This window comes from Nitrospirae bacterium YQR-1, from assembly GCA_039908095.1.
Lineage (GTDB): Bacteria > Nitrospirota > Thermodesulfovibrionia > Thermodesulfovibrionales > Magnetobacteriaceae > Magnetomonas.
In genome coordinates this window covers 53266-77774 of the sequence record JAMOBJ010000009.1, presented here as the reverse complement: position 1 = coordinate 77774, position 24509 = coordinate 53266, and the positions used below count along the sequence as shown (strand labels likewise).

Here is a 24509-nt window from a genome sequence, read left to right as displayed (position 1 = left end):
GTAGTATACTAAAAGGTGTTGTGTTTAGTGAATACAAAACTTTAAATTAATGCTAAATATAATTTTTGAGTCTCAGAGAGATGGTAACTAAAATTAAGGAAATAATCAAAAAAACTGATATCGCCGTTTATGCCGCTGTTTTCATCTTTTTTATAGTTACCCTGTTAAATCTGCTTAATCACATAATGTGGAGAGACGAACTGGGTCCGTGGGCGATAGCACAGGCAAGCAATTCACTCTCCGAGCTCTTTTATAACTACAGGTACGAGGGACATCCCAGGCTCTGGGTCTTGATAGTTTATCTGCTTACAAGATTTACCGGCAATATGGTTGTAATGCAGATGGTTCATCTGTGTATTGCAACTGCCGCTGCTTTTGTGTTTTTAAAGTATTCACCCTTTAAGAAATGGCAGCGTATTTTATTTATTTTTGGATATTTTACTTTTTTTGAGTATGCCGTCATAAGCAGGAATTACTCCATGGGTGTTATGCTGATTTTCATTTCTGCTTACATGATGAAGCCGGTGGAGGGCGGAAAAAACTATATGTTACTTTCCATTTTACTTTTTTTAATGTGTCAGACAAATGCATATGCATGTGTGATTGCAACAGCATTTGCTCTGACTGCGGGTTTTGAATTTCTGTTTGATACAAAAAATAAAAAAAATATTAATACCTGGTTAATCATTACATTAAGCGCTTTTATTTTCGTGTCAGGTCTTGTTTTTTCCATCTATCAGATGATGCCGCCGCCGGATTCCCAATATCTTAAAAAACCTGAGTTTTTAACTGGAATCTTTATGTATGATTTTATGCGCCTTCTTAGCCAGATTTCCATCGTATATAACGTATATTTCCCTATACCAATGTTTAATCCAAACTTCTGGGGCGGCAACATAATAGGGTACATCTCGGAAAACCCGTACTTACTCTATTTTACAAGGGTGGCGATAGGCACAGTTTTTTTAACTCTTACTTTTTTTATGGTTATCAGGCGCCCTGTTGCGGCATTTTTTTTTATAGTGGGAAATACTAGTCTTATGGCATTTAGTGAAGTCGTCTATGGAAGTCTGATAAGACACAGGGGACATCTTTTTATAGTTTTTATTTGCTCCCTGTGGCTGACTTATTATTATAAACCCGTTACATTTAAATTCTCTTTTTTGAACAGATTCTGCTCTTTTTTTGAGGAAAAAAGAAGTGCGTGGCTAAATTTTTTTATAGTAGTCCATATCTTTGCCGCCATAACCGCCATAACCATATGTGCTAAATATCCTTTTACAGATGCCAAAGAAACTGCTGATTTCATTAAAGCCAACAATCTTGATTCATTACCCATGGCGGCCGACCTTGATTATCAAACCACCTCTGTGGCCGTGTATCTGGGCAAAAGCCTGTTTTATCCAATAACAGGAAGATACGGCACTTATGTTATTTCAAACAATAAACGGCTCTATATTAATAGAGACGGGGTACTCAAAGAAGTTAAAAAATTCATGAAGCATGAAAAAAGAAATGTTCTGCTTATCTTAAATTATCAACTGACACAGCAACAAATAGAGCAAAATAATCTTCTACATATAAGGTCATTTGCTAAGAGCATAACCGGTGATGAAAGATATTGCCTTTACGTTATGAAATACGAAGAGGGGGTTCAGTGAAAGAGGAAAACACGTTGTCTCTGCGGGAGAAAATATTATCCGGCAAAGTGCTTTTTGCCATAGCCGTTGTTTTATGTCTTTTTCTTTCCATCTTTGTCAGATACCATGCTATGAGCAAATGGGAAATGCAGCCGGATATGTACTTTTACGGCCGGACCCCGTTGATGTCAACAGTTGACGGCTACCACTGGATTATTAAAGCCTCTGAGTATGCTGGCGGCGCCCCTGCACTCTCCAGCCCTCTTATCAGCGTTATAGCAGTTAAACTTTCTGCTTTTTTCAATGGAAATCATATAACAGCCGCCTTTTATACAGTTTTTATCCTCTCCGGTTTGTTTATTATTCCATTGTCATTGTTTTTTTATAAAGCAGGACATCCAGGGATGGCTGTTTCCGCCTCTGTTTTTGGAACATTTGGTAAAATCTATTACGAAAGAACCGCTATCGGCAGGTTTGATACAGACCTGTTAAATTTGTTTTTCCCATTTCTTGCCTCTTTTTTTATCTTGAAATCATCTGAGGGTAAAACTCTCAGGGAGATTTATTTGTATTCCGTCCTTACCGGTATTTCCCTGTTTTTTTTCGATTGGTGGTATCAGGGGCACAGAGGGTTTACTTTTATCTATCTCACAGTGTTTACTGTTTCGCTTTTTTTAAAGAAAATCAGGCTTAAACATATTGTTGTTTCGTTTTTTCTTTGTTTTTCGTTTTCGTTTCTAAATGATGTTATGCTGCCTTTAAGCAGTGTTTCGATGTCGGCAGTGTTTTTTATAATGTCGGCTTTGGCTGTTTTTGCATATAAATACAAAGACCACAGTAAATGGGAAATGTCGGTGTGGTTACTTTCTACAGCGCTCTTTCTTATTGTACTTATTGCTGCTTTTGATGTATTAAAGCCCGGAATTGATATGATAAAAATTTTCATAGATAAATTTACCGGCATCTCAACTGTGGAAACACTAAAAACCGGTGACAGCTTTCCCACAAGGGATATCTTTACAAGAGAGACAAAACACTTTACACCTCAGACAGTGCTGTCAGCAGTCTTTTACAGCGGACCATGGCTGCCGCTTATTGGGATTTCAGGATTTTGTATTTTTGTATTATTGAACCTGCCGGTGGCATTGATGATTTTACCGGTATTTTTCATTGGGCTTCTGTCCTTTAAAAGTGAAATTCGTCTTGCCATGTATTTACCGCCCTTTGCCGGTGCCGGGTTAGGTTATCTGCTGGCATTGATTGTTTCCGCCTGCGGGAAATCTGCAGAAAAAATAAAATTAATAAAAGAGCCGTTGGTTTATGCGTTGATATTTGCCGTTTTTTTTGTCACCGGCTTTATGTCTGCTTATTCATATAACCCATTTTTATTATTTAACGGGAACATATATAAGGGATTTAAAGAGATAAAAAGAGTAGTGCCGGAGGGCTCTAAGGTTTTCACGTGGTGGGACAGCGGTTATGTGTTGCAAAGTATCGGCCTTAAGACGTACCATGACCCGGGTCCGATAAGTTACGAAAGCACCTACTTTACAGCCAGAGGCCTCAGTGTTTCAAGCCAGAGGGAACTCTACAACGTTCTCTGTTACATAGACCGTGTGGTGTCAACAAGTAAGGTAAATGAAAACAAAAATGCAGCGGATAAAATCTTAAGGGCGATAAACTTTACAGAGGGGTTTAACGGTGAAAATGTGTATATCCTTTTTTCCAACGATATGATTCACACCTTTAATGCTGTAACAAACATAGGGAATTGGGATTTTGCCGCTAAAAGTAATGAGTATAAAAAACCCATAAAATTCCTTAAAGAAGTTAGAGTGGAAGACGCAACAGGCACCCTCAACGGTAATATTCCCCTTAAGTCTGTAGTTATATCAGACAGGGGTGAAATCAAAGACATACACACGTTTCCCAACAACCCTGACGGCCAATATCTTGAAATAATAAAGAAAGGCCCAACCGTCTTATACACGCTTCTTATGGATGAAAAAACCTATCGGTCAAACTTTAATCAAATGTTTATACTTGGAATTTTTGATAAGAGCCTGTTTAAAGAAATCTACAATGACTTCCCATATGTCAGGCTCTTTAAGCCTAATACCAAGTTGCATTCATTCGATTAACTTCCGGCTGCAACTTGGTATTAAAGGCGTTGCTGTATCACTGTTTTGGAAGGCGGAGTATCATATCTTTCCCTAAAGTCAAGTCGTCAATATGCCCTGAGGCCTTACTAACCCTTGAAACCAGATGAATGTGGATAGCGTTTTTGGCTTCCGATTCAGGTTTTATTGCAGGGGCATACTCGCTTATGAATTGTCCGTGATGGCTCTCCGAGTAAAATCCGATAATGTCAACCGGTTCATTCTTTGTGATATACGATTCCTTTGATTTAGCGAAGAGTTCTTTGGTAATAGGTTTACCGTCTGTCCTATCTGTGTTGATATGCCATTTAATCATATCGGCAATGCCGCTTATCAAAAACGCAAAAGGTATATTTACATCAATACCGGCCTCTGCCGCTTTTGTTTTTATAAACTGCTGCAGGCCGGCATAATCTTTAACTGAAGCCGGAATAGGTATATCCTGCCAAAGAGGCTGCTCCGTCCAAACAAGAAATGCGGCGCTGTGGTTGAATGTTTGGTCTAATGTGTAATCACTGCCACGTACCTTTGTGATGTATGGTTTGGAATCAAAAATTGTAATCTCACCGTCCAAGCCGTCAACCGGTCCGATAGCAAATAAACTCTTACGTCCTGAGAGTGGTTCCAAAGACATAACCGCTTCCGCCTTGCCTGTCTTAAAAAAAGTCCTTTGAGCACCTTCAAATTCCACAGAACCCTCTTTTTGTGCACACTCACCTGTGGCAACAAATACAAGTAAACCCATTACAAGCACTAAAAAAAATGTTTTCACGTAGCTATCCTCTCCGTCAATCCTCTGCTCATTTAACACCTACCGCCACCTCAGAAATCCAGCCTACTTTGCCATCCGGCGTTTTAACTCTGTACCAGTATTTTCCATCAGCACTCTGGAACTTGTCAACTACAACCGGCCTGTCCTCTTTTTTCAGATAGGCGATTATCAGGGATTTGGAATCAGGTTTTTGTCTCATATTGACAATATTGTACTTAACCTCCACCACAGCGCTCTTTGCTCTTACAGGCGACGGCGACACTTTTACCGCCTCATCTGCAGGAGCTACATTTTGTACAACCGCCGGTCTGTCACTCTCCGCAGGCGCAACAGCTTGTTGTATTACCTGAGTCATGTTATCTACGCTCCGGTTATCTGCCGAAACGGACTCATTTACCGTCACATTGTCCGCCACTGCTTCAGAGGGTAACTGTCCAGGAGCAGGCTTTGGAGTCTCAAGAGCACGCTTAACTACTGTTTCAATCTGAGTTTTATCGGCACTAATCCGGTTTTTTAATGTAACAAACACTCCGGTTATTACAACAAGTATCAGAGCCGCAATTGCTATATATTTTACTGATTTTTTTGATTGCTTCCCGTCCTCTTCCGGCGATAAACTCTGAAACGCCAAAGCCACAACCTCTTTCGTTATCTCCCTGGTTTCCTTTACATAAACCACCATTAAAACCCTTGTACAGAGAATGTTGATTAATCGGGGTATCCCGCGGCTTTTTATAAAAATTTCCTTCCTTGCCCCGTCATCAAATTTTATTGATGTCCCTCCGGCTTTCATTATCCGGTACGTTATGTAATCATATGTCTCTGTTGCATCCAGATGCCCTAAAGTACACCTCGTAATGATTCTTTGCTTTAGCTGGCGTAACTGCTCAGTCCTGAGTTTATCATCAAGCTCCGGCTGCCCAAAAAGCACTATATGCAAGAGTTTTTCCTTGTGTGTCTCAAGATTTGACAGCAGCCGCAATTCCTCAAGCGTATCAATTGAAAGCCCCTGTGCCTCATCCACAATTATTATTACCGGCTTTCCTGTTGCATTCATCTCTACCAAAAAGTTTCTGAACCGGCTGATTACATCGTTTTTGTTTTTTGTCTCCGTTGTCAGTCCCAAATCATCAATTATGGCAAAGAGCATCTCCTGCGGTGAAAGCCTGGGCGTCAAAATCACCGCTATCTCCGCCCTGTCCTTCATTTTTTCTATGAAAAGATTCAGCAGCGTGGTCTTACCCGTGCCGGGCTCACCAGTTATTAGTGTAAAACCCTCCCTCTGCCTGAATGAATACTCCAGTGACGACAGACACTCCTTGTGGCAGCCCGACGGGAAAAAATACTTAGGATCGGGAGTTATCTTAAACGGTTCCTCTGTAAATCCAAAATACTCTGTCAAATCCACCGCTACACTTCCCTCATACTATAAGTTGCAACCGGAAGTATAATGCGGTGGCAAGGGGCAAGCGACAAATGCATACTTTTTCGTACGTCGGGGAGCTTGTGACAAAGCCAATAAAGTTAGACGATTGAAGTCGGCCTTGTATCATTGTTGTGCCCCAACACCGGAGATAAGATCATAGATGGGCGCAAAGACCCCCACTATCATTATCGTAAACATTATTCCCACAAACACCATAACCACCGGCTCTATCAACTTACTCATCTTCTGCGATATATCATCCAGTTTTTTTAGGAAATATTCCGATAAAAACCCAAACTGTGCATCCAAACTACCGCTTGCCTCTCCCACACTTACCATCCTTACCACTAATACTGGAAAGATCCTTTGCAATCTGAGGGAATCCCCCACACTAACTCCACTTAGTATCAAATCATTGACCCTTACGAATGCCCTCGAAAACACCATATTGCCGATAGTCTCCTGAAGAAGCTCAAACGATCTGTTTATCGTTATCCCTGCTACCAGAAGAATTCTCATCTGCTCTGAAAACAAAGCAAGCACCTTATTATAACTTATGAGCTTAATTATCGGCATTTTTAAAGCAGTATAGTCCAAAAAGTATTGAAATTTTTCGTACCGCCCCAAATACTTAAAAAGCGCTGACAAAGCGACAGGCACCGCCAGAATAATATACCAGTTACTCTCAGCTGATTTGCTTGTCTTTATAAGAACTTGTGTGATAAGAGGCAGTGCTACCCCCATGTCTTCAAAAAGCACGGCCATTTTTGGCATAACAACGACTAACCAGAAAAAAAGCGCTCCGCTTGTTGTTATCAACGCAAAGGTGGGATACATAAGAGCCCGCTTTATTGCCGATGCCAGATCCTCCATCCTCTGAAGATGCTCCGCCACATCCTTTAAACTCTTACCCAGTGAACCAGTCTCCTCACCAATGCGCACAAGCCGGATAAAGATATCAGGAAATATGTCCCGCTCCTGCGTTATCGCATCCGACAGAGACGACCCAAGCATCACCTGTCTTCTTATCGTGATGAGTTTCTGCTTAAAAAAGGGCAGCTCAGTGGTTGTTATTAAATCATCAAAGGCTGTAAGCAACGGCAGGCCGGCATCTATCATAACAGCAAGATTTGTGGCAAGCTCTATTATGTCTTTCCTCTGAATTTTCTTTCCAAATATATTGACTGACGGAAGAACTCCGCCGCCTGTTTTCTCTTTTACCGAAATAACATGAAGACGGGACAGCTGCATGGTATTATTAAAAGTTGACACATCCTCGGCCTCTATTATCCCCTTAAGGATGTCTCCGTTTTCATCTACCGCCTTATAAGCATAACTTGGCACTGCCGCTGCTACCCCACTACCCTCAAGATTTCCTCCAACGAGGTTATCCCCACTGAGAGCTTGTCTATTGCATTGGCCTGCATAGATTTCATTGCCTTTTCAAGGGCTTTCCGCTTTAAATATAGAACGCTCTCCCCGCCTGCTATCATATCCCTTAGCTCATCATCAAGAATCAGAATCTCTCCCACCACGGTTCTCCCCGCATAACCGCTCCTTTGACATGCCAAACAGCCCCTACCCCTATATGCCTCCGTAATGCCGGTGCCATAACCGGCTTGCCTGAAATATTCCAGTTCGCCGTCATCCAGCGTGTATTTAACTTTACAGTTGTTGCAAATTTTACGAACCAGCCGCTGCGCCACTATCCCTAACACTGAGGCAGCTATGTTGAATTTATCCACTCCTAAATCAGCAAGCCTGGGTATTGCCGTAACTGCATCATTGGTGTGCAGTGTGGAAAGAACAAGGTGCCCTGTGATTGAGGCCCTTACGGCAATGTGAGCCGTCTCCTCATCACGTATCTCACCCAGGAGCATAACGTCCGGGTCCTGTCTCATAAAGGTCCTGCCTGCCCGTGAAAAATCATACCCTGATTTTAAATTCACCTGTGTTTGCCGCACAAAGTTTAAACGGTACTCCACAGGGTCCTCAACTGTCAAAACATTTTTCCCCAACAGGTCTATCTGCCTCAGGGCCGAGTACAACGTGGTTGTCTTACCACTTCCCGTAGGGCCTGTTATAAGAATGATCCCATAGGGTTTATTAAACAAGTATTTAAGTTTTTTGGTGTTGTTTTCATCAAACCCCAGAGAGTCAAACCTTAGTACAGGGCCTGTGCCGGAGAGTACCCTTATTACCACATTCTCTCCATAAATGGTGGGCAAGGTGGAAACTCTCATATCCAGGTTTTTTTTAAGAAAAGTAAACCCAAAGAACCCGTCCTGTGGCAGTCTTTGCTCTGCAATGTCAAGATTGGAGAGCACCTTAATTTTAGAGATAATACCGTTTTGGGCATTTTTGGGAACACAGGCGGCGTGATGCATAACGCCATCCACGCGGTAAAACACATGCAGGGTTTCCTCAGACGGACTCAGATGTATATCTGTTGCAGCCCGTCTTAGCCCCTCTTTGATGATAAGCTCAGTCAGGGCGGAAACAGAGGCCGGTTGTGGCACAGTTACAGAGACTATTTCCTTAATAACGTTATCTATCTGCTGGGCGATTGGGTTTTCCATGAAATAGTACATGCGCTCTATCGAGTCGTTTAAGCTGTCGGAGTCAACAAGATTGACCTTAACCTGCATTTTCAGAAGTTTTCTCATTGTATCCAAAGCTACAATATTGTTTGGATTAGTGAGCCCTATGTTGACATGTCCATCTTCTGTGGAAAGCGGCAGACATTCAAGCCTCTCAGCCATATCGCGGGGAATCTTTCTTAAGAGCTCCTCTGCGATGTGGTATTCAGAGAGATTAACATACGGCACACCGGCCTGTTCGGCAAGTACCTCAGCCATTTCCTTAGGAGTCACAAACCCAAGTTTCTGCAGGGTTACGCCAAGCAATTGGTCGGTTATCTTTTGCTGGGTCATGGCTACCGCAAACATCTCGTCGGTTACGTAGCCCTTATCTTTTAAAATTTCACCTAATTTTTTTGGTGGTCTTTCCACTTATTGTAATCCCGTTTTTCACATTATCACATTTATTTTTAACATAAGCACAAGCTCGATTTTTTCATTAACTGAATCTCTGCTCTTAAACAGGTATCCTAATACCGGAATACTGCCCAGGAGCGGCACCTGATTATCAGTCAGCTTTTCTTTCTGTGAGATTAACCCTCCGATTACCGCCATTTCCTGATCTCTAAGCTTCACAGTCGTGCTCATTTCTCTTACATCAATGACCGGGAGGCCGATTTCGGCTGAACCGGTGGTGGAGGAACTGCTGCCGAATGTTTGAGTTGGCAGCTCCACGAGGTCGGAGATTATAGGGGTTATATTTAATGTCACATTACCAGCCTCATCTATGTACGGCACAATGCCAAACATTATGCCCGAAAGCACGCTGGAGACTTCCGTGGAGTAGGTTAGATAGGAATTAGAGCCGGAGGTTGTTACCTGTGAGGATACGCTTTTTATGTAGTCCTTCTTTTTTCCCACGGTAAGCATGGCGCTCTGGCCGTTTATCATGCTTAAGCGCGGATTTGACAGTACTTTTACGTCACCCTGTGTCTGGAGCGCATTAAGTACCGAATCGAAATCAAAACCTGAGAAAGTTAAACCGAAACTTGCATTGCCGGAGACGACGTCTTTAAACCCTGATGTTGTGGCTGTTACGGAAAAATCCCTGCCAAAGTGGCCGCTTAAAGACTTATTGAGATTATTCCAGTTAATACCGTACTGAAGGTTGTCCTTTAACTGAACCTCCACTATTCTTGCCTCAATAAGTACCTGTCTGTTAAGGGATGCTTTCAGGTTTGTCAGAAATTTCTCAACTTTCAACATATCCGCCTTGCCGGCTGTTACCACTATGGTTCCCGACATCCGGTTTATAGAAACCGAGGGGGTAGGAACGTTCAAGGCGCTGGTGGCGCTGCCTGCCGTTGCGCCGGATGGTAATAATTGTGGTGCTGAAAGGGCGGCTTCAGAGGCAAGGGCCTGAGCCTGCCTAACAGCAGACGTCCCTTGTGCCGGAGTAGAGGTGGCCGCCGTTTGAGCCGAGCCACCGGAGACAGGGCGTCCTGCGGGAGAGGCCGTAAGAGGTGTGGATGTCTGTGAAATACCAAGCAACGATTTTAAAGTTGTATCAATCATGCTCCACATGTTGCCTGAGTCCTTGTCGGTTTCCGACTTCAGCGACACACTGCCTGTAATGCCGGAGTTGTTTGTGCCTGAGGTGCCTCCGCTGCTTGCGGAGGCGCTGCTGCCTGAACTTGCGGAGGAGGATAGTGCCCCACCTATTATATCCCCGCCGAGTTCCGTCTTATATGAGTGGATAACCGATGGCAGGCCAAAATCAAAAATCCTCGTATCCATTGCTTTCACATAAAGAATATTTTTCTCAACAGTGTAGAAATAATCAACAGAGGAGAAAATTATCTGAAGGGCCTCCTCTACAGCGACATCGTTAATTGTTAGATTTACTGAGGCTGAGGGGTCAACCCCCTTTTGCATAACAAGATTAAGGCTTGCCGCCTCCGCCACTGCTTGTAAAACCTCACTAAGCGGCCTGTTGCTTACAGAAAGTGATATCAGCCGTGTTTTCAGAGGTGATAAACTTTCCGATGACGGTGCAAATTCAGCCTGTGGCACAGGTTTATCCTTTTTTACAACTTTTCTTACATCCTGCCCCTTAAGTGCCGCATGGTCATCTTTGGTTATAAATTTATTTTCTTCTTTTGAAGACATTGAAGCACATGAGACAATAAGTAAGCCGCAAAAGACAATTATAAGTAATCTGATAGCCATATCAATTAGCCCTCTTAGTGAGTTTTATCCATTCCGAGCGGTGTTTGCCCGCTAAAAGAACGGCTCCCTGTTCGATCTTTTTCACTTGCACTCCTTCAAACTCTGCTCCCTCCCTCAGGAGGGTTCCATTTATGATAGCATATCTTCTGTCCTCTGTTATGGCTACAAGGGAGACGATAAAGGCTGTGAAAAGCTCTGTCGGCTTCTCTTGTTTAGTTTGAACCTCAGGTTCTGTGTGTGTATTCTCTGTATCATCATCAAGATTAAAAGTTTTTCTGCCTGACTCAGGTGAAATCTTAACGTGCTCCGCCGGGGAAACTCCAACTTCTTTATATTTGGAGTAGTCCTTCTGTGACAGTTTCATTATGGCTTGCTCATCCGGTGTTATCTGCGCTGTCAGGGTTAAACCACTCAGTGAAAAAAACATTGCTGCACAGAGGATGTAAGGAAGTCCCAGTTTTAGCGGAAGCTTATTGTTCACTATATACCCTCTGTGCCTTTCCTGCATGTAAATTTCCCTTACCGGCATCTGTTGCACCGGTCTTAGGTGATAGTTCAGGAAAAACAAAACGCCCTTTAATGTTACATGCAAGTATAGAGCTTTTTTCTTTTTTCAGAGTAAACTCCTTTATAACATAGAAAGGAAATCTCAGGTTTTCCAGATAAACGGTAAACTCCGCGATTTCAGAAAAGTTTCCATTAAAGGTAATTTCAAGTGGAAACTCCAGGCCTTCCTTGCCAGCCTGAAAATCACTAAAAGTGGTTTGCAGCCCTTTCTTATATCTGCCTTGCATTTCATCGAGAGCCTTGAGAATATACACTGAGGATGGTCCTGAGGAGTATCTCTGAGAGATGATTTTGTTAACTCTGTCGTTAGCCTCATCAGCCAGGTTTTTATTTCTTATTATTTGGACGATTTTAGGTTTTAAAGTAAGCAGACGGGTTTTTGTTTCCGTAAGTGAAGCCTCGTATGATTTTAAAAACAACAAAAGAGCCAACATGCCTGCAAGCAGACACCCGGCAATCATATTTCTTCTTAGTCTATCTTGTAGATACTTTGTTAATATCACCTTGTTGTTTTCCTGAAGCTGCCGTAAACTGAAGTTCCAGCTTAAAGCTCTTATCTTTTAAATTATAACCGGACGAACACTTATCAACATTTTTTACCGCCTTTAAGTTATCAGAGAGGGAATCAACGGAGCTGCGGATTTCTGCAAAACTCTCTGATTTTACCTTACCCGTTAAGGAGACCTTTGCTACCGGTGCACCCTCTGACACTGACAGTGCAACAGATTCGATTTCAGCCTTTTGGGTGTCAACAGAGACAAGCACAGCTAAAAAGGCGTTAAGCAGCGAGGCGGATTGATTTCTCCTTAAAAACTCAAAAACCTTAGCATGTTGTTCAAAAGCTGCGGCAGCCTTATTGTAGGACGAAACAATGTCCTTTATGTTACCGTTATCGGCTCTGATAAGGGAGATTTCATTAGTTAAAGTAAACACGTTGTAAATGTTAAGTAAAATAAAAAGCAGTATCACGACGGAGGTGGAAACAAAGGCGGCGGTTGAGTAAGAAAGATAGTTTTCAAGGTAATTTTGATCTCTGAATTTCTTTGGGATAATATTTAAACCAAGGGGGTCTTTTAACTTGCTGAAGCTGCATATTGCCGAAAGCGGCAGCAGGTATTCGTTAAAATGCTCCATATCGCAGGATACATACGAGGGTTTTAAGGCTATCATAAGAGGGGCAATGGGCTGTAATTGCGCTTCATACTCACTTGACATCGTACCGGTAACAGTGACAAATGCAGGGCTTATTCTCAAAGACTGCCTGATGTGGTTTATTGTCATATTGATACTTTGAATATCAAGGTCTGTGGTGCCCGGCTCAATAGCCTGGTTAACTCTCATAAATAGAGCTCCGCCCTCTTTAACCAACAGCATAACCTTATTATCGGCGGAGTTAAACACTAAAATGAATTGCTCATTTGCAGCTGGAATAAGGCACAGGGGTGCAAAGAAGTCAGGGTAAAGAGCTGTTATGCGTTTTCCCAAATCGTTAAATTTTCTGATAACCTGGTCAAGTTCATCTCCGGTAAAAGATATAACCAGATATTCTTTTAAAATCCTTCCACCCTCTGTTTTATCACCAACATAGAAAAATATTTCTGAAAATTCCCTTAGTTGCGGATGGATTCTTATTACTTCACGGTGTATAAGATTTCTGACCAATTTTTTTTCAATAGGTGGTATGGTTATATAATCTTCATGGATATGTTGAAAATTGTAAACCAGTATGTAGCTTTTTGTAGTGTCTTTTCTGAGAAAAATATCGAGTTCGTCTTTATTAAAAGTTTCGGCTCTGTTTAAAATTAAGTTTTTCCCTGATGTTTTAGCGGAAACAACCTTTACTTTTTCACCTTCAAAGCTTATAGCGGTGGTTTCAAACATTATCGTAATAAGTGCATGTGGCTGGAGTTCTTAACCGTGGGACAGGCCTCAGACGGAGATCGTCATCTGCAGAGTGTCTGCGTGTCAGCGCATATATTTCAGCGAATATTTTTTTTATCATTATTTGTAAATATATTATATATAAAGTAATGTTTTATCGGCAAATGTCAGGTAACTCTTTAAAGAATCTGATACCAAGTTGCATTCATTCGATTAACTTTGTTGGCATCGTCGAAAACTCCTTGACGTCTCCCCTAAAGGGGAATCCCCTGTTAAGGGGAGGTGTCGTTTTCTCCTTGCCGCCTCGTTACTCTTTTGACTGCTACTTGGTATGAACCATGATTTATCTGATTTATACCAAGTAGCAATTAAAAAAGTAATTTAATATTACGTCTTTGAACGCTGCTTGGTATTAGATGATTGAATACAACTTGGTATAAGTTTAAATCTCATTGTAACCTCAGCGGCTGATAACATCAACGCATTTTAGCTTACAAGTTAAGTTTGTATCCTCTGCCCTTGTATGTGGAGATGGCATTTGGAGGGAGAATCTTTCTGAGCATTTTCACATAAGTTCTTATGATTTCATCACTGGAGGGTTTATCTCCCCACACATAACCCATAATCGTATCATTATAGACTATCTCACCGCGATGTTTAAGCAGCAGGTAAAAAAGGTTCCATGCTGTTTTTGAAAGATTCACCTCCACGGCATCCTTATAAATCACCTGGGCGTCAACATCCACCGTTATATCGTCTATTTTAATTATACTGTGCATGTGTGACCTGTTTGACAGAGACTTTACCCTTAAGACCAGCTCTCTGAGATTAAACGGTTTTATAAGGTAATCGTCAGCCCCCAGAGTGAAACAGGTTTCCTTGTCGGCTATGCCGTCTTTGGCGGTAAGAATGAGCACCGGCGTGCCGATTCCCTTTGCTCTTATATGTTTGAGCACATCCTCACCCTTAAGATACCTCAGCATTAAATCCAACAGTATCACATCATACGTGTAATTATTCAGGTAATTAAAATACTCCCTCTCATCCTCAAGACAATCTGCAGTTATGTCCTTCGTTTTTAGATATTCCCGCAGGCTCTCACAGAGTATCTTATCGTCTTCTATTATTAATACTCTCATCTGTAATCAGAGTATAACATCGGGATATGGACAAAATAAACTATACGTACACCCCGGAGCTTTTGACCAAGCCCAGCGAAGTTAGACGATTGAATGCAACTTGGTATTACAGATGCAGTAAGCATTATAAAAAATTTTTATTGAGAGAACGGCTTATTTGACAAACCTAAAACAAATTATATACAATATCAATTGCCGGTTGAGAATAAAATAAAGATAATAAATCAAGGATTTGGAGGATAAGATTGATGTATGCGATAGTGCTGACGGGGGGCAAGCAGGTGAGAGTGGCGCCTGATGAGACGCTTAGGGTAGATAGGCTGGATAACGCTGTTGGGGACTCTGTGACAATAGATAAAGTGTTGGCTTTTTTTGACGGTACAAAATTAACTGTCGGAAAACCATACATTGAAGGGGTATCAGTAAAGGCGGAGGTATTGGAAAAAGGCAGAACCAGGAAAGTTGACGTCTTTAAGATGAAACCCAGGAAGGCCACAAGGAAACTCCATGTCCACAGACAACATTACACGAAAATTAAAATTAATGAGATAATTGGAGGTTAATCATGGCTCATAAAAAAGGTGTGGGAAGCACACGAAACGGTCGTGACAGTAAGTCTAAGCGTCTTGGAGTAAAGCGCTACGGCGGTCAGACAGTTACCGCAGGCAGTATTCTTGTAAGACAGCGCGGCACAAAACTCCACCCCGGTTCAAATGTCGGAATCGGCTCTGACGACACCCTGTTTGCAAAAATCGCAGGCATCGTTAAGTTTGAAAGAAAGGATAAAACCAGAACTAAAGTGAGCGTTTATCCGGCGGTTACTGTTCAGGTTGCGGCTCAGGGCTAAGACTGCTATCTATAGTTTTCTTAACAAATGGACTAAAGCCCATGAAAAGAGGGCTTTTGCGCTAATGCAATACATATTGTGAAATTTGTCGATCTTGTAACAGTTTACTGCAAGGCTGGAGACGGCGGCGCAGGATGTGTAAGTTTTGGAAGAGAGAAGTTTAAACCCAGAGGTGCTCCGGACGGCGGAGACGGCGGCAAGGGCGGCGATATAATTTTCAGGGCAGTCACTCACCTCAATACCCTGCTTGACCACAAGTACAAAAAACACTACGAGGTAAAACGGGGCGGCCACGGCATGGGTAAAGACATGCACGGTGCAGACAGCCCCGCCCTTATAATAGACGTTCCGGTTGGTACGGTAATTAAAAACCTTGATTCAGGTGTGGTGTTAGCCGACTTAACCACAGAGGGTATGGAAGCGGTAGTACTCAAGGGAGGACGCGGTGGTAAGGGAAACGCCCATTTTAAATCCTCAACACTTCGCTCACCTAAGTTTGCACAACCCGGAGAGACGGCACAGGAGGCTAACCTTGTACTTGAGCTTAAACTCATCGCCGATGCCGGTATCATAGGTATGCCTAATGCCGGTAAATCCACACTGATATCTTCCATATCAGCAAGTAGAGCAAAAATAGCCTCCTACCCTTTTACAACCCTCGTTCCAAACCTGGGCGTTGTAAAACTTAACGACTACTCGAGCTTTATTGTGGCCGATATTCCTGGAATCATAGAAGGCGCACATCTTGGCGCAGGACTGGGGTTACAGTTTTTGAGACACGCCCAGAGGTCACGGCTGCTGCTTCACATGGTTGACATCTCTGAGGGAGTTGAGGTAAATCCCGTTGAGACTTACGAAAAAGTTAATCATGAACTATCCCTTTACAGCACAGAGCTTGCCCAAAAACCCCAGATCGTTGTAGCCTCCAAGGTTGACGCAGAGGGTGACGGAACCCTTAAAAAAACGTTAGCTGACTTTTGCATCAATAACGGCATCCCTTTTTTCCCTGTTTCAGCCGTCACACATGAAGGTATAAACGACCTTATCTCCTATGTATCAAACAGATTGAAAGAACTGCCATGGTAAAAAAGTCAAAACTCAAATGGCTTATAGAATACTTTGCAGTCCTTGTGCTTTTTACGTTGGCAGGGCTTTTACCTAACCGTGGAATCAGAATATTAGGCACAATCACAGGCGATATGCTTTTTAGATTTGTACCAAAGAGACGCTCAATTGCCATTGAAAATATCTCTTCCGCATTCCCTGACAAATCGCAGGCCGAGGTAACCACTATAGCAAGGGAAAGCTGCCGCTCATTTATAATGTCTTTTCTTGAGATGATAAAAAACCGGAGCACTTTTAAAACTCCCGAGGCTTTCAGAAAAGCCCATAAAAGCACAACCCACATCGAGATGCTGTTTAAAAAGGCTAAAGACATTCATGACTCAAGCGGAGGCTGCATCTTTTTAACTCCGCATATAGGCAACTGGGAACTACTCCCTCACGTAAGCTCCATAGTAGGGATTGCTCTGGTTGTAGTGGCAAGGCCGCTTGATAACCCATATTTAGAGAAATTAATCTATTCCAGCCGCACTGATACCGGTCAGGTCTTTATTGCCAAGACAAATGCAATGTTTAAACTTCAGGAAACCCTCCGGCGTGGTAAGTCAATTGGAATGCTGCCCGACCAAAGCACATCAAAGGGAATCTCTGTTGATTACTTTGGAAGAAAGGCAACAGCAACGCCGATTCCGGCAATGCTTTCGGTACTTTACAAAAAACCCGTCGTGGTCTGTGCCTGTGTAAGGCAAAAAGCTAATGACGGGACTTTTACAGGGTTTGTAAGCGATCCGATTTATCCCCTTAGCAGCTACAGCAGCGAAAAAGCTGAAATACACCGCATTACCGGAGAGATTACAAAAGCCATGGAACACATCATAAGGGAGTACCCGGAGCAATATCTTTGGATTCACAACAGATGGAAAACTTACAAAAAAGAAAATGTATGGGCTAAGCCATGATGGTGGCAGGTATTGGACAGTGCTCGCTTGATAATCTTGCTTTCATTGATACATATCCTTCCGAGGACATGAAATGTGAGGTAACGCCGTGGCTTGCCCAGGGTGGAGGCCCGGTGGCAACAGCCCTTGTTGCATTAAGCCGTCTGGGAGTCTCAACCAGATTTATGGGCTTAGTCTCTGATGATAGCACAGGCCAAATAATAATCTCCGAGCTTGTAAGAGAAGGTGTTGATATCAGCTTTATGGTAAAAGTGCCGGGATATCAATCTCAACTCGCCTTTATTTTGGTCAACAGGGAAAATGGCAGAAGAACTATTTTTTGGTCACGGCCTACTTTTGGGAATCTTAAAGGAGATAACATAAGTGATTCATTTTTCTCAGGGGTTGACATGCTTCATCTTGACGGGCTTATGCTTGAGGCCGCAATTGAAGCCGCCACAGCGGCAAAACTAAAAAATATCCCCGTAATGCTTGATGTGGGTACTCTCAGAGACGGCACAGAACAATTACTGCCACTGTGTGACTATATCGTGTGCTCGGAAGATTTTAGTACAAGTTATTGCGAAAATCATACAACAACATTAAAAAACCTTCTTGCTGCAGGCGCTAAAGCTGCAACTGTAACATTAGGCCAAAAGGGCAGCATCACAGCAACGGCAGATAAATACTTTCATTTCCCGGCCTGTAAAATTAAACCTGTTGACACAACCGGAGCCGGTGACGTCTTTCATGGCGGGTATATTTACGGCTTACTCAGTGGCTGGCCGATTGAAGAGGTTATAAAATTTGCCACAGCCTTAGCCGCCGCTAAATGCCTTAAATTGGGAGGTAGAACCGGTATCCCTGATATCATTGAAATCACAGAGTTTATGAAAAAACATGAATTATACCAAGTTGCATTCAATCGTCTAACTCCGTTGGCTTCGTCAAAAGCTCAGGGGCGTACTCTTCCCTAAAGGTGGGGCTGCTTAAGTCAATTGTCCATGCGTTCAAATTGGAGCGAACAGGAAGTAGTTTTCGCTTCTGAAAATTTTGGTAAAGCAGCCACTGTCAGCAATTTTGTTGTAATCAACCGGAAATCCCTCAGTCATGGGCGGCTTAGATACTACAATAGCGTATATGCCGGTGTTTTTAAGTCCGCGTGACAGAGTGCAAGGGTTCTTATCGGCAAGTAATCTCTCAAGAGTCAGCATATTGGATTTAGCTGCTGAACCGCTGTATAAAATCTCAGAGTGGAGCTTTTCTGCAACCAGCGCCCTGTGTCCTGAAAAATAAAACTGTGCCGACAGCCTGACAAAAGGATTACCCTGAATAACGGCCTCTTTCGGCAAATGTTTTTGCATATAGCGATACAGCGGCAGCAGATCAGTATTAACATCCACAACATAGATATTATTTGCATTACTGACGGTTCTGTCCGCTACCCTGACATAGAAATAGTAATAGAACATGGGAGCTAAACTTACAATCGTAAGCAACGCAGCCGCCCCTAAAAACAACGGCTTATAAAAAAATGTCCTGCCTGAGCACACAAGAGAGAGGTTCACCCCAGACAACAGATAAACAGAGATCAACGACAAATACACGGACCTAAACCCTGCATCATTTACCGGATTGTTGCTGTAAACAGTGAAATGTACTAAAAACCCTGTAAAAGCGCAAATCAAAAGGGGCCAATACGTTTTAATATAAGAGTTAAAATTCACAGGCTTAATAAAGATAAAAAAAACAGCCGGAAACAGTGGAATAACCAAAAATGCGATTATATTCAACACACCTCCAATTACGGGCACTGAGCTAAACCATAGAGGTCCGTATGAGGCCATGCCGAAATGAAGACTGCCGGAGTTCTTACCTCCGTTAAATAAATAATTAAGTGCGGGAATGGATAGCAACAGGTAAACCGCCGAGGTGATAGCAAACCAAATTGTTGTTTTATCAAGAAATTTATAATTTATATTGCGATAATGCTCAGACAAACAAATGATTAGTATCAACAAAGCTGCTGGAATTCCGCTTAGTGAGACAAAAGGAGAGAGCACGGGCAAGAGCGCTATACAGAGCAGGGAGGTCTGAACTTTAAAAAAACTACCGATACCTTCCATCTTAACGATAAGGGCCAGCCACAGGACTAACGCAGCCGGTAAAATATGTTGTATCCCGTTTAAAAAAGCTCTGTATATTGGATTTATATGCAAACCATAAACGGAGCTCCAACTCTGCCCCATTAATATAGTATCTGCTGTGAGTTTCCCCTCATTTGAAACCATCTGTTGTATTATATTGCCTACTACAGATATCCCCGAACCAAACAGGATAAATAAAAGAGTGAAAGGTATTAGTGTTTTATGAATCGGCAGGGACTTTGCGTAATCAAAAATGAGGAGAAAAAACCCGACGAAAATGACGGCGCTTATAATGCCGTGTGCGTTAAGTGCGGAAACAACTCCCACATCTGCAATTGCGCTGCAGAGGGTCTGGTAGGAGTAGTAGTAGGCGAGAGGGACGCCTGCTAAATCCGGATTTAACACGTAGGGGTTAACGGCAGGAAGCCCGTACTGTGAAATGGAGCGTATTAATGTGCCGTGCTTTATCAGCACCTCATCAAACCGTGGCTGGGTTATCAGAGTTATCGGCTGCTCACCCAGGATAACAATCAGATAAAGCGCTGTCACTGCCGATACTACATAAACCCACGCAGGATAAGAAAAATCAGGGTTGCCGGTGAAGCCCTTACTTGTGGCAAGAAAAAGAGAAACAAGAAGTGACAGATATATATACAAACTAAAAGCGCTTGAAATATGGAAAATAACCCCTGTCAGATAAATAAAATATGCGGCAACAGCAACGGCAGGGATAATAAAGAGACCCGGAGTCAGGCCGAATACTTTCTTCCTTGTGAGATTTTCTGTAATTGATGCGGGTAAAAAAACAATCAGTATGAGTGACGTTATCCCTGCCACTACGGGAACCCGCACAAGAGATAAAATAAAAAACGCAATAATGGTTCTGTTTTTTAACATACCGGCACGCTCTCTTTAATCTTTAATTCATAATACCGGAGGCTTTCACATTTTAAGCATCATCTGTTCAGATACTTTTCTGGAATATCTTTTAAAACATTATCCGCAAGAGTGTGCATAGACTCATCAAGAGCTTTTATGCTCATATGAGCATCCTGATTGCTTTTAAACCAGTTTTTTTCCCTGATTTCTATTCTATAATGTTTTATATCTGAGAAAACATCTGAAATGTTCTGATCATATTGCTGTCTTGAACCTTTAAAAAATCCGCCGTTAACTTTAAAAACATGTTCAGATGTATCATGAGAAAAGTGATACCAAAAAGCATTTTTCCTCGTACTCCAGTTCACATCGTTCCAAAAAGCAACAAATCGGCTGCCGTTTTTCGCCGATAGTGATTCAATCTCTCTGATGAGCCTGTTGGTTAACCTTATGCCGTATGTCATTCTCTCACTGCGGGGAGTCAGAATAATTGAAAAATGCGTTTTCTCAGTTTTAAAATTCTCAGTTTCAGGAAAATCGTATTTTATGGGCGTCTCCGGTCCGTTATAACTTGTCAGTGGTTCGTACGGCTTTGGCAAATACTTTTCCCACTTTCCGTCCATGTACCTGAAAAAGACCATATTATAAAGTTCTGTCAGCCTAAAAAGCGGTCTTGCGGTTTTTACGGCTTCCGGCGGATAAATCAACTTATCTTTCCTTAAGATAAAGGTCGGCTTAGGTGTGCCGTCTTTGTTGCCGGGAAAGTGGGTTGGAAATACATTATTCCAAATGTCGTTAGTGGGAGTAAACCAAAGTACAGACATGCCGGCTCTGTAGGTTTTAAAGTATTCCGACAGTGCCAAAAGTTCCTGGTCCTGTCCGTAACCGTCTGTCCCGATTGAGAAGACCTTTATGCGGTGCTTATCTCTGCCTCCATAGAGTTTGCCGCAGGAAGCCGGCAGTGCTTTGCTGTCGTTTAACTGTTGCAGAAGTGCCTCCGCAGGCGCCGGTTCACCGTTTAAATAATGTTCTAAAACAGCCTCAGGCATACAATTAAACGGATAGTGGCCTGCATGAACCTGGGAATCTCCTACAAGCAACACTACAAAATCATTATCTGAGTAAGAAACAGAGCGTCCCCTGAAACCGAGCTGGTTTTGCTCCTCTTTTGCACAAACTCCCCGCCAGCCTACAACCTGAGCTTTCTTTAACACCGGAAAAGTGTTTTCCGTCACCCTTAAGAAAATTTCACCAAGCGTCAGCGCTAAGAACAACGAAAAAAACACTATCAACGTATTTATGAGAAAACCTCTGCCTGTAACATTTACATTTCTCAAAATAAAATTCCATCTAAAAAGAGCCTTTTAAGAAACCTTGTTACAGCACCCCAGCCATTATCACCTTGAAGCTTTTTAGTATGTTGTAAAATTTCCAAATACCCCAAAGACAGCAACTCCTGTATTTTTCTAATATTTGCGACTAAAATTAGCTTGTCATAATCATAATTTGACGCAAAGTAAACCACATTTCTTGAAGTCTTACATTGAATATACCATGTGTTCTTAAAGACCGTCTTCATATTGCTTATAGTATTGTTGAGACTTTCACTGTCAGTGGTTACCAGATTTATGACACAGAGCCCCTCAGGCCTTAGTGTTTTAGCAAGATTGTGGAAAAACAACTTTGAAGACAAAGCCTTGGGCTGACTGCCCCCCTTATATGCGTCCACCAAGGCTATATCATATAAATCGGTGGAGTTTTTAATAAAAATGTAACCGTCCTCAATAAATACTCTCATCAAAGGTGCTTCTTTAAAACCAAAAAAATTGTTTGCAATACTCAGAACCTCGCTGTCTATTTCCACCACATGAATGAGACACTTTTGCAATAGCTCAGACAGTGCCATTGGGATTGTTCCGCCGCCCAGTCCTATTGCAACAACAGAGCCAGGGGCAGGGATAAAGGTAAGGGCAAGGAGCATATACTTAGCGTACTCAAGACCAGGGACCGCAGGGTTATCCATATCAAAAACACTCTGCCTTACTCCCTCCGGTGACCATAGTGTTACCCTGCTGCCACAACAGGTTACAACAAGGTTATTGTACAGGCTTTGCTTACGATACAACACAGATTCCTTACCATACTGTCCATGCATATTCTTTATTAAATCGTCTCCATTGCAATTGATGCACCAAGCCTCAACAGCTCGGCATTAGTGAGCATTGTCTTGTATGCTTCCCTTGTTTCAAAATATGGGAAAAAACTATAGAACCATCTTTGTGGTATCTCATCCGGCAGGTGTTTCAGTAAAAAACCAAAAAGACGGTTATCCATATCAAATTCATCGTCAAGAGCCTGCAAGAGTCCATTTAAGGTAAAAATCGCTTTTCTGAAAAGCAACAGTTCTGTTGGAAATTTTATTCCTCTTAGCGACAAGACATCAAGCAGATTAAGGGCTTTTTCTATAAATTTACCGGAAGGTTTATTGAAAGACTCCATGATTTCCCCTATAACCATATCTCTGTCCAATGTACTAAAGCCATTTGTGGAGGAAAGCATCTGTACAGCCCTCAGGGTTTCCGGCCTGTCCCTGAGAGCAATACTTATAACAAGCTTTAACATTATAGCACGTTGTTCTGTTGTAAGCTCCCCAGTTAGGCTCCAGTCAAGTAATGCCACATCAGCAACACCACCTTCAGCAGTTTCTGAAAAAACCAGAAAAATATTTCCGGCATGTGGGTCACCATGGAAAATAGCAGTCTCCTCTGTGCTAAAAAGAGTGTTAAAAAAGAAACAGTCAAAAAGCAGGCCTGCACATTTTTTTTTCTGAGACTGATTAAGTCCGGCCTCTGTGACCTTCACCCCCCGTATTCTTTCCATGGCGGTAACTGCCGGCACCGAAAAATGAAAGGGCTCAGGCACTCTGATACGTTTATCTGTTTTATAGAAATCTTTTGCACGCTTTAAGTTAACCTGCTCATTTATCAGATAAATTTCCCGCAGAAGCGCTTCTTTTATGTCTGCAAATGTTTCAATAAATTTAAACTCAGGCATCTCATATTTCTCTCTGTTTTGCACAAAAAATTCAGCCATTTTATCTAAAATGCCTACCTCTTCTTTAAGTTTTTTAGAAACGCCGGGCCGTAGTGTTTTAAAAACTCCTTCTATTTGACGCCCCTCATTAACCCATGTGAAGTCAACAACAGAGGCAACACTTGCCTGAGAGAGCACCTCAGAGCCCGGTGATATCTGGAACTTCTTAACTATACTATCCCCCAACTCTCTCAGAATTTTTCTCTTTATACCGTCTAAGCCGTCTGTTATGGTGCTGTTTTCAAGCTTTATGAGCCAGTGGCTGAAGTGTTTATCCATTTCGGGATTTCTTGCTACTATCTGCCCAAGTTTATGAAGCATGGGGAATTCCCCTGAAAGACTAAGTAAACGCTCACCCACGGGAGCGCCGGGTGGAAGTGCTTCCTGAGCCAGCAGAATTTCCATGAACCTCTTAACAGAAATGCCGGCAAGTAACAGCATTGCACCGTCATATACTATAGGACGAAATTTTTCGTACCTCTGCGGCACACACTCACAAAGTCCCGATATTTCTATAAGGTTTTTACAGATGGTTTCCCTGTGCTGTTTAAACAAAGACATGACCTCAGGAATTCTAAGCAGTTTCCCTGTGTCTTTGAACGACTCTACGCCGCAAATAAAGGAATGCGCCATTTGAACAATATCGTCAGGTAGTCCCTTTAAAATATTATCGCTGAAACTAAGCGGCATAACACATCTCCCAATATCTGATTTTAGTTACCACCGGCAGATGATTTTACGTTAATGGATAAAACATGAAATTGTCAATCAGGGATTAAAGCAAATAGAAATTCAGAAAAGGCTTTGGTGGCAACTTAGCGGTGAATAAAACAAAGGCACCCTTGTGGTGCAAGAGTGCCTTTACGGTTTTAATGCGGTTTAAATTAAAGTTTAACTACATTAATTGCCCTAAGGCCCTTCGGGTCTTTTTCGATGTCAAAACTGACAGCTTCACCTTCGGCAAGGGATTTAAAACCGTTACCCTTAATAGAAGAGTGGTGAACAAAAACATCTTTACCATCTTCATTGGTAATAAATCCAAAACCTTTGGATACATTAAACCACTTGACTTTACCTTTAGCCATTTCCATCGTACCTCCTTATTCAAAAACTAAAGTATCAGAAAAAACAACTTGATAGAAAAGCCAAAA

21 protein-coding genes are annotated in these 24509 nt (G+C 42.2%); 7 read left to right on the top strand and 14 right to left on the bottom strand.

The features are described from left to right. Positions 1–80: 80 nt before the first annotated feature. Both H7844_06620 and H7844_06615 read left to right on the top strand, forming a co-directional pair. A complete protein-coding gene (locus H7844_06620; GenBank protein ID MEO5356956.1) occupies positions 81–1661 on the top strand; it encodes a hypothetical protein in 1581 nt (526 codons plus the stop codon). Further along, positions 1658–3781 carry a hypothetical protein gene (locus H7844_06615; GenBank protein MEO5356955.1) on the top strand — a complete coding sequence of 708 codons (2124 nt, stop codon included), beginning with the start codon at positions 1658–1660 and terminating at the stop codon, positions 3779–3781. Before H7844_06620 ends, H7844_06615 begins: the two co-directional genes overlap by 4 nt. Before the next feature lie 37 nt (positions 3782–3818). Here the strand turns inward: H7844_06615 and H7844_06610 are convergent, their stop codons facing one another. The 9 genes from H7844_06610 to H7844_06570 form a co-directional block, all read right to left on the bottom strand. Beyond that, complete coding sequence (locus H7844_06610) at positions 3819–4610, bottom strand: acetolactate decarboxylase (protein ID MEO5356954.1); 792 nt, start codon at positions 4608–4610, stop codon at positions 3819–3821. After that, positions 4600–5979, bottom strand: coding sequence for an AAA family ATPase (locus H7844_06605; GenBank protein MEO5356953.1), 1380 nt, complete (start codon positions 5977–5979; stop codon positions 4600–4602). The genes H7844_06610 and H7844_06605 overlap by 11 nt, the downstream gene beginning before the upstream one ends. A 141-nt stretch (positions 5980–6120) precedes the next feature. Beyond that, on the bottom strand, positions 6121–7341 hold the full coding sequence (locus H7844_06600; protein MEO5356952.1) for a type II secretion system F family protein: 1221 nt from the start codon (positions 7339–7341) through the stop codon (positions 6121–6123). Positions 7342–7349: 8 nt separating this feature from the next. Continuing rightward, positions 7350–9008 carry a Flp pilus assembly complex ATPase component TadA gene (gene tadA, locus H7844_06595; GenBank protein ID MEO5356951.1) on the bottom strand — a complete coding sequence of 553 codons (1659 nt, stop codon included), beginning with the start codon at positions 9006–9008 and terminating at the stop codon, positions 7350–7352. A gap of 18 nt (positions 9009–9026) precedes the next feature. Then, positions 9027–10805 carry a pilus (MSHA type) biogenesis protein MshL gene (mshL, locus tag H7844_06590; GenBank protein MEO5356950.1) on the bottom strand — a complete coding sequence of 593 codons (1779 nt, stop codon included), beginning with the start codon at positions 10803–10805 and terminating at the stop codon, positions 9027–9029. Between the two features lies 1 nt (position 10806). Then, the gene (locus tag H7844_06585; protein MEO5356949.1) at positions 10807–11286 is read right to left on the bottom strand and encodes a general secretion pathway protein GspB; all 480 of its coding nucleotides are present in this window, start codon (positions 11284–11286) and stop codon (positions 10807–10809) included. Continuing rightward, the gene (locus H7844_06580) at positions 11276–11875 is read right to left on the bottom strand and encodes a hypothetical protein (GenBank protein ID MEO5356948.1); all 600 of its coding nucleotides are present in this window, start codon (positions 11873–11875) and stop codon (positions 11276–11278) included. Before H7844_06580 ends, H7844_06585 begins: the two co-directional genes overlap by 11 nt. Continuing rightward, on the bottom strand, positions 11847–13253 hold the full coding sequence (locus tag H7844_06575; GenBank protein ID MEO5356947.1) for a hypothetical protein: 1407 nt from the start codon (positions 13251–13253) through the stop codon (positions 11847–11849). The genes H7844_06580 and H7844_06575 overlap by 29 nt, the downstream gene beginning before the upstream one ends. A 491-nt stretch (positions 13254–13744) precedes the next feature. Then, positions 13745–14392, bottom strand: a complete 648-nt coding sequence (locus H7844_06570; protein MEO5356946.1) for a response regulator transcription factor — start codon at positions 14390–14392, stop codon at positions 13745–13747. A gap of 248 nt (positions 14393–14640) precedes the next feature. Between H7844_06570 and rplU the strand changes: the two genes are divergently transcribed. The 5 genes from rplU (at position 14641) to H7844_06545 (ending at position 18216) form a co-directional block, all read left to right on the top strand. Continuing rightward, positions 14641–14955, top strand: a complete 315-nt coding sequence (rplU, locus tag H7844_06565; GenBank protein MEO5356945.1) for a 50S ribosomal protein L21 — start codon at positions 14641–14643, stop codon at positions 14953–14955. 2 nt (positions 14956–14957) lie between these two features. Then, a complete protein-coding gene (gene rpmA / locus H7844_06560) occupies positions 14958–15239 on the top strand; it encodes a 50S ribosomal protein L27 (GenBank protein MEO5356944.1) in 282 nt (93 codons plus the stop codon). Between the two features lie 78 nt (positions 15240–15317). Continuing rightward, the gene (gene obgE / locus H7844_06555) at positions 15318–16325 is read left to right on the top strand and encodes a GTPase ObgE (GenBank protein MEO5356943.1); all 1008 of its coding nucleotides are present in this window, start codon (positions 15318–15320) and stop codon (positions 16323–16325) included. Next, on the top strand, positions 16319–17260 hold the full coding sequence (locus tag H7844_06550; protein ID MEO5356942.1) for a lysophospholipid acyltransferase family protein: 942 nt from the start codon (positions 16319–16321) through the stop codon (positions 17258–17260). The genes obgE and H7844_06550 overlap by 7 nt, the downstream gene beginning before the upstream one ends. After that, the gene (locus tag H7844_06545) at positions 17257–18216 is read left to right on the top strand and encodes a PfkB family carbohydrate kinase (protein ID MEO5356941.1); all 960 of its coding nucleotides are present in this window, start codon (positions 17257–17259) and stop codon (positions 18214–18216) included. Before H7844_06550 ends, H7844_06545 begins: the two co-directional genes overlap by 4 nt. Before the next feature lie 33 nt (positions 18217–18249). Here the strand turns inward: H7844_06545 and H7844_06540 are convergent, their stop codons facing one another. From H7844_06540 to H7844_06520, 5 genes are all read right to left on the bottom strand, one after another. Further along, on the bottom strand, positions 18250–20283 hold the full coding sequence (locus H7844_06540) for a hypothetical protein (protein ID MEO5356940.1): 2034 nt from the start codon (positions 20281–20283) through the stop codon (positions 18250–18252). 59 nt (positions 20284–20342) lie between these two features. Beyond that, entirely contained in the window at positions 20343–21602 is a 1260-nt protein-coding gene (locus H7844_06535; protein MEO5356939.1) for a hypothetical protein, read from the bottom strand. Continuing rightward, a complete protein-coding gene (locus H7844_06530) occupies positions 21599–22420 on the bottom strand; it encodes a fused MFS/spermidine synthase (GenBank protein ID MEO5356938.1) in 822 nt (273 codons plus the stop codon). Before H7844_06530 ends, H7844_06535 begins: the two co-directional genes overlap by 4 nt. Before the next feature lie 8 nt (positions 22421–22428). After that, a complete protein-coding gene (locus H7844_06525) occupies positions 22429–24048 on the bottom strand; it encodes an AarF/UbiB family protein (GenBank protein MEO5356937.1) in 1620 nt (539 codons plus the stop codon). 194 nt (positions 24049–24242) lie between these two features. Further along, on the bottom strand, positions 24243–24443 hold the full coding sequence (locus H7844_06520; protein ID MEO5356936.1) for a cold shock domain-containing protein: 201 nt from the start codon (positions 24441–24443) through the stop codon (positions 24243–24245). Positions 24444–24509: the final 66 nt, after the last annotated feature.